We start from the raw sequence: 12994 nt of genomic DNA on the forward strand, positions 1-12994 counted from the left end.
ACAGATGTAAATCAGATACTAATTCATCATTTTCCCATCTGGAACTTAATGGTATCCTCTGCATTCTTAAGCTCAGAGTCAAGGTCCGCGCCGCCTACTACATTAGTCATAGCAGTTCCTACCGCGTCTCTTGCTTCATAATAATAAACACCGGTGGTATTGCTAGGTACTTTTCCGGCGTAAGAGGTAATATCGGAATAAATCTTCTGGCCTCCGAAAAATTCGGAAGGTTTAGCATAAACGTCACTGTCGCCTGCTGGCAGATAGGTTGCAAGGGCACCGGAGCTTGGCAGAATGGTTTCATATAATTCTACGCTCCCGGCAAAGGTCTTGGATAAGAAATCAACTGCTAAGTCGGCATTTTTACAATTTGATGATATTGCCCAGCTGGAGCCGCCGTTGTTCGTGTAGTTTGTTGCACCCGGAATACTGCTTAAGGAGGGTACATTTGTTAATGCCCATTTACCGGACTGGCCGGTGGCTGTCTGTATAGATGCTAATATCCAGCAGCCGTTAATGGTTCCGGCTACGGTACCGTTTGTAAAGGTTCCGATATACTGATCCCAGTCATTCACTTCAACTAAGATACCATCTTTAACCAGAGTGGTATACACATTAACTGCATCCTTTAAAGCCTGATTCCCAACTATATTGGGGGAACCATCTTCTTTAAATAAACTTTGACCACAGGACTGGAGCATCTCCATAATTAAATCCGGAGAACCGGCCTGAGCGGATACTAATGGCATTTTAGTCTTTGCCAGTATGTCTTTGCCTAGTTCAATATATTTATCCCAGGTAATATCCGTAAAATCCGCTATAGTATATCCGGCCTGGGTAAGGATATCGGTTCTCAGGCAGTCGATTCCGGTGCCGTTATCAAAGGGAACACCGTAATTTTTACCGTCTACTACGGAATATGCCACCTTTGCCGGCGCAAAAGAATCAAAAGCAATATTCTTTCCCGTTAAGTCTGTAAACACTTCCGGAAAGTTAGCAAAGTTTTTCTGAAACGCATTGTCCTGCATTAGAAATATATCTGGAAGGGTACTAAGATCGCCAGAGGAGGCTGCCGTGGTTATCTTTGTCTGAACATCATCCCAGGGAGTTTCGATTATGTTTAGTTTAAAATCAGGATTTGTTTTTTGGTAAACCTTTTCTGCTTCCTGCATCGCATAAATATTAAAAGCGGGGTCCCAGCACCATACGGTAAGTGTATTATTATCTGAGGTAGTGGTTTTGGTTTCCGCTGTTTTTTCATCTTTAGTGGAGTTGTTATTTCCTGCGGTTTGTGTACTTGTTTTATTTGTACTGCAGGATATTAAAGCTGCTGCCATAACCAGAACGAGAACATAAGATAGTAGCTTTTTCATAAATCTCCTCCTAAAATATTATTTAGTTTATTATGACAAAATGAAGAAGTGCAATTTGTTACTTCGTCGACCTTTTGAGTACAATTTCATAATTTACCCATGTCTTATGAATTTCATCCGCTCCGTTTAACTCCGATTTACCGCTTTTGCCATTGATGCTAAGTATCGCCAGTGTACATCTAAAACCTCCTTTTCCGATTTCGCGGTCGGTTGTTCATTTTTATGATAGCATTGGAAATATTTGTTGTCAATGTATATTCAGTGCTTGTTTATCCATATTTATTTGTGCAAATTTTACATATTTTTTATCTATACCAACTACGTCCGTCGTATTTTATGCAATCAGTTGTTTTTCTTTGGTATTAACATTTTTTTGGGCTTTTTATTTCAGAGGGAAGTTCAGAGAACTTATCTCTGAAACAAAAAAAAGATAACAATCCCACAGAAGAAATTGTTATCTTTCAACATATATATCCAGTTAAATTACCGCCTTACAAATCCCAGATATCTGGTGCCCTGAAAAGTCAGCTTACCCAAATCCCCTTCCGCGAGGAGCCCATACTCCGTTCCAGTAATTAAAAGCTCGATACGATCCCCGCTTTCTACCTGAAAAGTAGCATAATACCTTGTTGAAGAACTATAATGGTCCATAGAATTATCGGCTGTACCACTATTATGGTATGTGGATACATCCGTTCTTTTTGAAACAACGGTTGACTCCACAGTTAATACCGGTGAGTTGTTATTGTGTGCATTTTGTTTTGCCTTTTGACTGATGTTGTATATTATTGAACCCACCATTAACAATAAAATAATAACAAATATAAGCGGTACCAGGGTAAACATAATACTGAATCCGCCAAAGGGATTCATTCCAAAATCGTTCATAACTTACCTCCAACTTTATTTAGCATATTAACATATTATACCATATACTATGCCGAAAGAAAAACCTTTTTCCTTATGTAATCGGCACCTGAGGGTAAAGGAGAGGTTGCAGCAGCTTAATGAAATATTGGACTCTGGCATAGAATAAGGATTATGTTTTACTGAGATTTTAAAATCAGAACATAATCCTTCTCCTATTTGGAAATTCACTATAAAGTTTTCTTTGATATGCTTTACTATTGATATTATCTCTTCTGATTAATTGGACCGATGCCTTCATCCACGACATTGTGGGTCTGATTCTGGTTTTCCACTTTTACTTTGTTGGTTATACTGTTAAATTTTTCATTTTCATGTTTCTGCTGTTGTTTTTCTTTTTTTGATATGCTCATGCTAATTCACCTCGGAAATAGTTTCCGTAAAATTGGCATAAATATGTACTATTTTTTATATTTTTCTTTTCTAAAATGCATCTTTTAAACATTTTTCTTAAAACTCTTTCCTTAAATCTCTTCCTTTATAATTCTCCCTTTATATTTCTTCTCTTATTTTTCTTCCCTTATTTTCTTCTCTTATATTACTTCTCTATATTACTTCCCTTATCTTTCTTCTCTTATCTTTCTTCTCTTATCTTTCTTTCCTTATATTTCTTCGCTTATATTACTTCTCTTATCTTTCTTCCCTTATATTTCTTCCCTTAAAATTCTTCCCTTAAAATTCTTAAAAGCATATCTCCCGTCCCAACATTATAACCACTAGTAGCATAAATCCCGTTCAGTTCTTTACTGGTTACAATAATAAGCGGAAGCTTATCCGGATCAACATATAATCTTCTGCCTAGATTCTGTATATTTTCTCCAAAATCATCATACAGTATTGCTGCCCCGGGAAAGCTTTCTACCACTTCTGACAGGGTCGGATCAATCAGGGAAGTCTGGTTTAGAATAATAAATATCAGCTGTTCTGCGTGCTTGCTGAATTCTATCTTTCTGACTAAGAGTTCATTTAATATGTGTTCCGTAGGTTCTTTACCGACTTCCAGCCAAAAGAGTATTCGTTTTCCGGTTTTTGTGATTTCACTGCCGGACACAGGATTTCCCTCTGCTCTTTTTAATAGAAAATCATTCATCTTTATATTCTCAAGCATATCGGATAACTTAGCCTCCCGAAGGGATAAGAAAACCTCCTTTGTTTCACCCTTTTTAAGGGTCATTAGATACCGATTGGCAAATATATTGCCATTTGGCAGTCGGTTTGAAGTGATAATACGGTACCTTCCCGGTCTCAGGGTAAGCTTATGCCTACCGTTATGAAATATTGTTTCCTCAAGCTTTAGTGTAGTATAGGTACCCTTATTAAAACGTCCAATGGTATAATTCTGATAATAGGCCCAAGTAATATTATCTTCACCGGCATTAAGTAATAGCGTGCTAAATCCTGCACCTTCTTCTAAAACAGGAATAAACTCTCCCCCCTGAAAATATTCCATAGAACCGTCTTCCATCTTAAGCCTGGCAGGTATACCAAAGGTTCTGGCAATTGCTGTAAATAAAATTTTCTTTGATAATTCACTGCCAGTACCAGTCTTTAAACATCCAAAAGGTGTAGTCACCACATTAGGATGTTCTCTGTCCTCATGGCTTTGTATCGTTTCTTCTACCCATTTCCAGATCAGCTTAGGCTCGTTTTTAAAGTCTTCCTTATCCTTATCACTAAAATGCTCCTGAATACAGTGCCGGTATTTTCTTATAGGTTCATTCCATATTCTGGGGTTTAAGAGGTAATGTATAAAAATCTCTTCCGTATAAGAAGCCTCCGGTGAGTCTTTATAGGGCAGGGCATAGACAACATGTTCTTCCAGCACTTCTGCCATGCAGTCAGTATGGTCTTTTACGGTTAAGATGCCAAGCAGCTTTTCTTTCAGGCTTCTATGCTGTATATCAGAAGCGAAAAACCCATCTATTTCCTCATTGTGGATTCCTTTTATTTTGTTCATCCTATTTCTGGTGGCTGCTGCGGTTTTCACTTCTCTTTCTGTTTTTTGCAAACGTGTCGGTACTGCGTTATTAACAGGACTATCTATCGGAGCAATCATATCAAATGGCAACCAGCAGTTTTCCGTCTCAGTACTGCCCTTTAATGTTATTACAGCCGTTTTCTGAATTCTGGTGTCTATTAATAAATCCGTAGAAGTATCCTTATAACTGATATGTATATTGATACTTCCAAGACCTGTTTTTAAAGTTACTGTTCCGGTTTCGTCTGTTTTTAAGGCTGTCAGAGTGAAGAACTCGGAATAGTTTACGATTTGGAATTCCACTTTTATTCCAATGACCGGGTTTAGCAAATCATCTATTACGGTTACCTTAATAAGGTCTGTTCGCGCATACCTTCCTAATTGGTTTAGCATGGTTACCATTCCTTCTTTACCCAGAATATTCTCAGCCTTAAAATCCACCAAAAGCTCACCAGAACCTATTTTCTGGATCTCTTCTAAGCTTTCAAGCTCATCTAAGTTTTCATTCTCTTCTAAGCTTTCAAGTCCTTCTAAGTTTTCATTCTCTTTTAAACTTTCAAGCACTTCTAAGTTTTCATTCTCTTCTAAACGATTCGTCTCTACCCCTTTCAGAGCAACATCAAAATATCTGGAATGGACCAGCATAGCCCTGGAAGCGGCACTGTTAAACCAGCCTTTATTTAAAATTTCCTCCGGCTCGCAAGCACCAAGAAAATACCATTCACCGTCACACCATACCTCGACCCAGGCATGATTATCTTCACAATGGGACCATCTTGGAGCATAGACCTGTCTGGCTGGAATTCCGATACTGCGAAGGGCACTGACGGTAAAGGTGGATTCCTCCCCACATCTGCCGTATCCGCAGTTATACACGGTAATAGGTGCCACCGTCCGTTCATCGGTAGAGCGGTAAGAGGCTTCCTGGGCACACCAGTAGTTAACCTCCAGAGCTGCTTCTTTCATGGTCAAACCTTTTATCCTGTCTTTTAACTGTTCATAAAAAAACGAACGGCAGGGACGTATTTCTTCTTCATTAATGCGGTGATATAAAATATAGTTAAGGAATAAATCCTCTGCAATTTTTTCACGGTAAGGACCATGTTCTAGAAGATAAACACCTTGATTGGCATAATCTAAAAAAGTATCAAACGAATAATTTCCAATATCACTATATGGCATTGTAACATATAAATACTTCACTGCCAGGGCTGTCTCAGCCTTAAGTACAGCCAGCCTGTCAATTTCCTGATTTAAGACCGGCAGTTCAAGCATCAGTTTTTGGAACCGATCTTCTATTCTTATTTTGTTATTTTCAGAGAACATACTATACACTCCATTTTATAAAGCTTCTAAAGCGATTCTTGCTTCGCGGATTTTTTCTTCATCGGTTTTCCAGATAATAAACTCATCAAGGTCTGGCAGACCCATGCTGACATCAGCTTTCCGAAATTCCATGGTGCTGTCCCTATTAGATTTACCAGACATATGATACGCCCTTGCACCGGTTAGGGGTCCGATTTTCTTGATGACTTCGGCATTCACACCTCCGCCGACTAAGATTTCAATTTCACCCCGGCTTAATTCCACTAACTCTTTGATTAAGCTGCTGCCTGCCAGACAGGTATTCTTCTGACCGGAAGTCAGAATGGATCGGATCCCTAAGCTTTTTGCCTGGTCCAGAGCTATATAAGGATCCCTGCAGACATCAAAAGCCCGGTGTAACGTCACTTCCATATCGTTGGCAAGGTTCATTAAAACCTCCATCGCCTCAAGATTTAAAGTCCCATCCGGCTTTAAAATCCCAAAAACTGCTCCGCTTACACCTAATTCCCGAAACATCTGTACTTCTTCTTTCATTATACTAAATTCATAATCTGAATAGCAAAAATCACCAAATCTAGGACGTATCAATACGTTGATTTTAATATCCGTATAGTTACGGATTTCCTTAAGGAGCCACTGGCTTGGTGTTGTACCGCCTATAATTAAATTGCTGCAAAGTTCCAGTCTGTTAGCCCCTCCATTTGCGGCAGCAAGCGCTGATTCTACCGAATCCACACAGGCTTCCAGGGTATAATTAACCAGGTTTTTAACCATCCTCTAATACTCCCCTCCCTCTCTGCTGCAAAGGTGGTAAATCGAGGTTACGCCTGCCCCGGTAGCCCCCTTTGACTGGTAGGCAAAGATGGGTGAATCAACCCAAGCGGTTCCAGCAATATCGATATGCAGCCAGGGCAGCCCTTCTGCAAATGCCTTAATGAATAGACCTGCTGTAATGGTTCCACAGTATTTTTCGCCCATGTTTTTAATATCAGCGATTTTACTCTGGATCATCTTTTCATGTTCTGGATAAACTGGCAGTCTCCAGTAGCGCTCTCCGGATATATGGTAAGCTGCCCGGAATTCATCAAAAAATTCCTGACTATCCGTGACCACTCCGGCTACACTAAAGCCCAGCATATTGACAACCGCACCTGTCAGGGTGGCAATATCTAATACTTTGGTTACATGTTCCTTAGCAGCTGCATAAGCAATGGTATCTGCTAAGATAAGCCTGCCTTCCGCATCGGTATTTAAGACTTCTATGGTTTTACCGGAATAGGAAGTGATTACATCACCGGGTAAAAGGCTTCCCGGGGAGATCCTGTTTTCACAGACTGGTATAAAACCAATAACATTAGTCTTAACCTGATTTTGGGCCAGGGCATAGATCGCTCCTGCTACTGCCGCTCCTCCAGCCATATCACCTTTGATACCAAGCATAGAACCCGCCGGTTTTAAGCAGTAGCCTCCGGTATCGCAGGTTACTCCTTTTCCTACCAGGGCAGTAATATCTTTACAGTCCGGATTATTTATGTAGCGCAAAATCACAAAAACCGGGGGAAATTCGCTGCTTTCACCAACTGAAACCAGTCCCCCCATTCCCATTTCCTTTAATTGCCCGAAGTCCAGGGTTTCAACCATCACCTTGGTATTCCTTAAAAACTTAATGATTTCACCAGCAAAATCTTCGGGTCTTAGCTTATTTCCAGGAAGATTAACCATATCTCTGGCAAATATGACACCTTCGATTACCGGTACGGTTTCCTGCACCAGCAGCTTTGCCTCTTTCCTTTTTCCTTCCGGAATTCCGGTCAGTATCATATCATATTCATCCCGTTCTGTTTCCGGAAACTTTCTTTCTTCATAAAGCCCCAGCATAAGACCTTCCGTTATATCTCTGACACATTCTAGACCTATACTATGATATAGTTTTGAGATATTAACGCCAAATTGTTTTATTTTATAGCTTTTCATTACACTAGAAACTTTGGCTGCTGCTTCTTTTATCTCTATTTTATCCGTAATATCCTTGCCAAGACCAACCAATAAAATACTGCTTTGGCTGCCTTCCTTACCCAAATATAAAAATTGGGTCTTAAGGAACCCCCCGTCAAATATCTTTTGTACCGTGTCCGGCAGTTCTTGCCTATCTGCATCCTTTTCGAAAAAAAACTCTGCACTGTATTCATATGAATTGTCATTATCAATTCGAATCATACCAATTACCCCCTTTTACCTGTTATCAAGAATGCAGCAATTCCTACTCCCGCTAATATAGTGTAATACCCGCAGAGTCAAGCACATTTTGTGTCGACTGGTCCGGGCTTTCATCAGTAATAATTCCGTTAATGTCATCAAAGTGGGCAAATTTATAGGAATCATTAAAATAAAACTTATCCCGCTCCATTACTACATACTTGTGCCGGCTGCTAAGAAGTGCCGCTTTTTTTGTCAAACCGTCCTCGACTCCTAACGTGGTGATTGACTGATCCACCATATCTACCCCACAGCTTCCAATAAAGGCCCGGTCGAAGCTGTATTGCTTAATCACTTCTATGGTAGCGGCTCCCATAAAGCCATTTACAGTACGGTACATAGTGCCTCCGGTACCAATCGCAGTTATGGTAGAACTCCTTGCAAGGGTCTGCAATATATCGATCATATTGCTTACTACTACCAGTTGTTTTCTATTTTCCACCAGAATTTCAGCCAGTTTAATATTCGTCGTGGAGATATCCAAAAAAATGGTCTCATGGTCCTTAATTAACTCCGCGGCTTTTTTCGCAATAATAAGCTTTTTATCCTCGTTATAAGTCCTTCGGTCTATAACATCCCGTTCCAGTGGATAATCCTGGGATAAAATAGCACCGCCATAAGTTCTTTTTAACTTACCGGAATTCTCCAGTACTTTTAAATCTTTACGGATACAATCCTCTGTCACCTGGAATTGTTCACTTAAATTTTTGACTCTTACTTTACCGTCCTGCTTAAGAATTTGAAGGATTGCATCTAATCTTTCCTCTGTAAACATGTTCCTGCCTCTGCTTTCTTTCCTTTATTATCGTACACCCAAACAGATTCATTTCCGGTTCCGATTTGATTAACGGTCGACAAATATAACAGGCTTCGCCCATATTTTGGGTTCATTTATGGATATTTAATCTGTTGTTTTCATATAGGCAATTGCGAAACTCTACTATTGTATGGTATATTTAGAAACCTAAATAGTTTAGCAATTACCAATGTTGTTTTCATATAATGAGAGGTACCGGCCCAGTTTATAATAGTTCGACCATAACTTAAATTGTACCACCGGGTTACTAATTCCCTGGCTCCTTTATACAATCTTAATTATGATAAGAATAATCAGAGATTAATAAGAATGTTTCCTTATGTGTCTGGACCGACATATACTGTTATTTTACCACTTATTTACACACAAAGAAATATTTATTTATTATATCCGCTGATTGTATTCCCATTAATCTTTTATATTTCATTTGGAAATTCTGTATAATGGCATTTCACCCCATGGTTTTGTGAAACCATCTGCATAACAGGCTTTTCTCTTTTACACTTATCCGTGCAGTGAGGACAGCGGGTATGGAACAAACAACCAGAGGGAGGATTAACCGGACTTGGCAGGTCACCTTTTAGTAAAATCCTCTTTTTTTCTCTTGCCGGATCGATCTGGGGAACAGCGGATAATAATGCTCTGGTATAGGGATGTCTTGGATCACGGTATAACTCTTCTTTGGAGGCAGTTTCAACTATGGTTCCAAGGTACATGACACCAATCCGGTCTGAAATCATTTCTACTACGCTTAAATCATGGGAGATAAACAGGTAGGTCAGGTTAAAATCCTTTTGAAGCTCTTTTAACAGATTCAGGACCTGGGCCTGTATGGACACATCCAGTGCAGATACCGGTTCGTCTGCTATAACTAATTTAGGTTTTACCGTCAATGCCCTTGCTATTCCGATACGCTGGCGCTGGCCGCCGGAAAATTCATGGGGATACCTGTCATAGTATGCGGCTTTTAACCCTACGATTTCCAAAAGCTCCTGGACCTTTTTCATTCGTTCCCCGGCAGTTAATTTCGTATGAATCAGCAAAGGTTCCCCAATTAAATCCCCGATTCTCATTCTTGGATTCAAGGAACCGTAGGGGTCCTGAAAAATCATCTGGATATCGCTACGTAAGGGTCTCATCTGGTTTTCATTTAATTTCGTAATGTCTTTCCCGTCCAGCCAGATTTCCCCCTGTTCCGGAATGAGTAAATGGTCGATTAACCGACCGGTGGTTGATTTTCCGCATCCTGATTCCCCTACTAAGGAAAACGTTTCACCGGCATTAATATCAAAAGAAACCTCGTTTACTGCATGTACATACTTCTTTGTTGCCAGAAATCCCTTGGATACCTGAAACGTTTTTGTTACATTTTTTATGGAAACTAAGGGAGTACTCATAAGGCTGATACCTCCTTGTTGGTTGTATTAAGTAAATGACATCTGCATTTTCTCATCCCATCCTGACCGGCTGTTTTTAGTTCCGGCTCTAAATTCCTGCATAAATCCATGACATACTTACACCTGGGTGCGAACTTACAGCCTTTTGGCATCATAGAAAGGTCTGGTACATTACCAGGAATAGAGGGCAGAGTGGTAACTCCTGAACCCAGCTTGGGTACAGAGGCAATCAATCCCTGTGTGTAAGGATGCTTTGGAGCTTTAAAAAGCTCACTTACCGCTGCTTCTTCCACGATCCGACCGGCATACATAACAATTACCCTTGTACACATTTCTGCTACTACTCCAAGGTCATGGGTAATTAGTAAAATACCTGTGTTTTTTTCATTTTTTATACGTAACATTAGTTCTAGTATCTGTGCCTGGATTGTTACATCCAGGGCTGTGGTGGGTTCATCTGCGATTAACAGCTTGGGGTCACAGCACATTGCCATAGCTATAACAACACGCTGGCTCATGCCTCCGGATAGCTGGTGTGGAAAGCTTTTTAAGGTAGTTTCCGGATCAGGTATCCCCACTGTCTTTAACATGGTAAGACTATGTTTTCTTGCTTCACTGCGGCTTAAGCTTCTATGGAGCCTTATGGCTTCGATCAGCTGGGTCTCGATCCGCATACAGGGATTTAATGCACTCATGGGTTCCTGGAATATCATTCCCATTTGACTGCCCCTTATTTTACGCATTTCATTTTCAGGACATTTTAGTAAATCTTTGCCCTCTAAAAGTACTTCTCCAGCTGTTACTTTTCCAGGAGTATCAATTAATAATCTCATAATGGATAAAGAGGTTACGGATTTACCACAGCCGGATTCTCCTACAAGCCCTAATACTTCTCCTTTATGTATGGTAAAAGAGACATCCTTTACAGCCGTTACCATAGTTTTATCCCGTCTGAATTCTGTTTTAAGATTTTTAACTTCCAATAACTTTTCTGCCATGTCAGCTCCTCCTAATACATCTTCGGATCCAAAGTATCCCGCAGACCATCACCTAGCAAATTAAAAGCAAGTACGGTCAGAAAAATCAGAATACCCGGAAATAATACAATATGGGGAGCTGTATTCAGGTAATTGCGCCCCTGAGACAGCATAGCACCCCAGTCAGGTTCCGTTACATTCGCCCCGAACCCTAAGAAACTTAAAGAGGCTGCTGCCAAGATAGCTGTTCCGATACGCATGGTAAAATTAACAATCATGGACTGTATGGTTCCCGGGAAAATATGCACCCAAAGAATCCGGCTGTTCTTACAGCCAACAGACCTTGCCACCTCCACATATAGAGCTTCTTTTACACTTAAGGTGGCGCTCCTCATAATTCTGGCAAAAGAGGGGACGGTAAACACCGCTACGGCTATAACCACATTAATAACCCCAGGACCAATGATAGCTACAATTGCAATTGCGAGTAAAATATCCGGAAAGGAGAATAAAATATCTGAGCTTCGCATAACCGCCGCTTCAATCCATCCATTATAAAATCCTGCAAACAGTCCCAGCACAATTCCAAGAGCCGCGCCAATCCCAACAGCGCTTATGGCTACTGATAAGGATAGCCTGGTTCCCATTAAAAGCCTGCTAAAAACATCACGCCCGAATTCATCTGTTCCCCACCAGTGCGCTGCATTAGGTGCTTTTAACAGATTACTGTAGTCGGGTGTGTCTGGATTATAAGGCACTAGAACAGGTGCCAATATAGCCGCAATGGCAAGGAACAGGATAAAAACTAAGGCGGCTACTGCTGTTTTTCTTCTCTTAAACTTCTTTATAAATTCTTTCCCTCTGGATTTAGGTTTTGGCAGGACTTCTTCTGTCTCAGGGACAGTTCCCGTATTTATTCTAATTTTATCAGCCACAGAAAACCTCCTAATCATAACGTATTTTCGGATTGAGTACTCCATAGAGTAAGTCAACCACCAGATTTACAACGATATATTCCACCGCAAAGAACAGCAATAATGCCTGCACCACTTTATAATCCCGGTAACCGATGGAATCAACCAAAAGCCTTCCAAGTCCCGGTATGGAAAATACAGTTTCAATTAGTACGGAGCCGGCTAATAATCCGCCGATTTGAAGCCCCGCTACGGTTACCACCTGAATCAGCGAATTCTTAAAGGCATGCCTTCCGATTACTAAAATCTCTCTAAGACCTTTCGCTCTGGCTGTCCTTACATAATCCTCACGGAGAGACTCTAACATAGAAGAACGGGTAAACCTGGCCAGTATTGCCATAATCCCTGCCCCCATGGTAAAGGAAGGCAGAATATAACCTTTCCAGCTGTCTAGTCCCCCTGTAGGCAGCCATCCAAGTTTTACAGAAAATATCTGAATCAACACAAGCCCCAGCCAGAAACTTGGAATAGAGATTCCTGAAATTGCAGTAACCATGCCCAGGTAATCCAAAAGCTTTCCTCTCTTTACCGCCGAAAGGATACCAATCAATACACCGACAGCTACTGCCCATACCATAGCGCACAGGGTAAGGGTAATTGTTGGTTTAAAGCGGGGTCCGATCAGGTCTGTAACCGACATGCCGCTTTTAATGGAGTTCCCAAGATCTCCGGTAAAGATCCCTTTCATATAATCTATATACTGGGCCAGCAGCGGTTTGTTAAGTCCCAGAGCATCCCTTACCTCATTCACCTGATCCTGGGTAGCTTCATAACCAACAATTAAACGTACCGGATCTCCCGGTATCAAATGTATAAACATGAATATCAAAAAGGAAATGGCAAACAACAACGGTATCGCTCCCAGTATTCTTTTTACAAAATAGCGTCCCATGAACGTTCCTCCAACTTAGTCCGGGTGTTTTCTTTTACGAAGAAAACTGCCTCATTCCATCTGTTACAGATGTTAAA

The 12994-nt window shown here is 40.7% G+C and carries 11 protein-coding genes; all 11 read right to left on the minus strand.

What is annotated here, in order from left to right:
- Positions 1-26 precede the first annotated feature (26 nt).
- Entirely contained in the window at positions 27-1373 is a 1347-nt protein-coding gene (locus tag QA584_RS20575; protein ID WP_278270982.1) for an ABC transporter substrate-binding protein, read from the minus strand.
- Positions 1374-1856: 483 nt separating this feature from the next.
- Positions 1857-2261 carry a DUF2500 domain-containing protein gene (locus tag QA584_RS20580; RefSeq protein WP_278270983.1) on the minus strand — a complete coding sequence of 135 codons (405 nt, stop codon included), beginning with the start codon at positions 2259-2261 and terminating at the stop codon, positions 1857-1859.
- Between the two features lie 245 nt (positions 2262-2506).
- Positions 2507-2653 carry a hypothetical protein gene (locus QA584_RS20585; protein WP_278270984.1) on the minus strand — a complete coding sequence of 49 codons (147 nt, stop codon included), beginning with the start codon at positions 2651-2653 and terminating at the stop codon, positions 2507-2509.
- A 305-nt stretch (positions 2654-2958) separates the two neighbouring features.
- Entirely contained in the window at positions 2959-5604 is a 2646-nt protein-coding gene (locus tag QA584_RS20590; protein WP_278270985.1) for a transglutaminase-like domain-containing protein, read from the minus strand.
- Between the two features lie 15 nt (positions 5605-5619).
- Positions 5620-6378, minus strand: coding sequence for a copper homeostasis protein CutC (locus QA584_RS20595; RefSeq protein WP_278270986.1), 759 nt, complete (start codon positions 6376-6378; stop codon positions 5620-5622).
- Between the two features lie 3 nt (positions 6379-6381).
- Positions 6382-7821, minus strand: coding sequence for a leucyl aminopeptidase family protein (locus QA584_RS20600; protein ID WP_278270987.1), 1440 nt, complete (start codon positions 7819-7821; stop codon positions 6382-6384).
- Between the two features lie 52 nt (positions 7822-7873).
- Entirely contained in the window at positions 7874-8635 is a 762-nt protein-coding gene (locus tag QA584_RS20605; RefSeq protein ID WP_278270988.1) for a DeoR/GlpR family DNA-binding transcription regulator, read from the minus strand.
- A 458-nt stretch (positions 8636-9093) separates the two neighbouring features.
- The gene (locus tag QA584_RS20610; RefSeq protein WP_278270989.1) at positions 9094-10074 is read right to left on the minus strand and encodes an ABC transporter ATP-binding protein; all 981 of its coding nucleotides are present in this window, start codon (positions 10072-10074) and stop codon (positions 9094-9096) included.
- On the minus strand, positions 10071-11072 hold the full coding sequence (locus tag QA584_RS20615) for an ABC transporter ATP-binding protein (RefSeq protein WP_278270990.1): 1002 nt from the start codon (positions 11070-11072) through the stop codon (positions 10071-10073). The genes QA584_RS20610 and QA584_RS20615 overlap by 4 nt, the downstream gene beginning before the upstream one ends.
- Before the next feature lie 11 nt (positions 11073-11083).
- A complete protein-coding gene (locus QA584_RS20620; RefSeq protein WP_331487693.1) occupies positions 11084-11986 on the minus strand; it encodes an ABC transporter permease in 903 nt (300 codons plus the stop codon).
- 10 nt (positions 11987-11996) lie between these two features.
- Positions 11997-12917, minus strand: coding sequence for an ABC transporter permease (locus tag QA584_RS20625; RefSeq protein WP_278270991.1), 921 nt, complete (start codon positions 12915-12917; stop codon positions 11997-11999).
- Between the last annotated feature and the right edge of the window lie 77 nt (positions 12918-12994).

It is taken from the genome of Anaerocolumna sp. AGMB13025, from assembly GCF_029689925.1.
GTDB lineage: Bacteria > Bacillota > Clostridia > Lachnospirales > Lachnospiraceae > Anaerocolumna.

Excerpts from the sequence above, each read along its gene's own strand:
- QA584_RS20610 (WP_278270989.1), bottom strand. The coding sequence starts at position 10,074 with ATGAGTACTCCCTTAGTTTCCATAAAAAATGTAACAAAAACGTTTCAG.
- QA584_RS20625 (WP_278270991.1), bottom strand. The coding sequence starts at position 12,917 with ATGGGACGCTATTTTGTAAAAAGAATACTGGGAGCGATACCGTTGTTG.
- QA584_RS20585 (WP_278270984.1), bottom strand. The coding sequence starts at position 2,653 with ATGAGCATATCAAAAAAAGAAAAACAACAGCAGAAACATGAAAATGAA.
- QA584_RS20595 (WP_278270986.1), bottom strand. The coding sequence starts at position 6,378 with ATGGTTAAAAACCTGGTTAATTATACCCTGGAAGCCTGTGTGGATTCG.
- QA584_RS20600 (WP_278270987.1), bottom strand. The coding sequence starts at position 7,821 with ATGATTCGAATTGATAATGACAATTCATATGAATACAGTGCAGAGTTT.
- QA584_RS20605 (WP_278270988.1), bottom strand. The coding sequence starts at position 8,635 with ATGTTTACAGAGGAAAGATTAGATGCAATCCTTCAAATTCTTAAGCAG.
- QA584_RS20575 (WP_278270982.1), bottom strand. The coding sequence starts at position 1,373 with ATGAAAAAGCTACTATCTTATGTTCTCGTTCTGGTTATGGCAGCAGCT.
- QA584_RS20580 (WP_278270983.1), bottom strand. The coding sequence starts at position 2,261 with ATGAACGATTTTGGAATGAATCCCTTTGGCGGATTCAGTATTATGTTT.
- QA584_RS20615 (WP_278270990.1), bottom strand. The coding sequence starts at position 11,072 with ATGGCAGAAAAGTTATTGGAAGTTAAAAATCTTAAAACAGAATTCAGA.
- QA584_RS20590 (WP_278270985.1), bottom strand. The coding sequence starts at position 5,604 with ATGTTCTCTGAAAATAACAAAATAAGAATAGAAGATCGGTTCCAAAAA.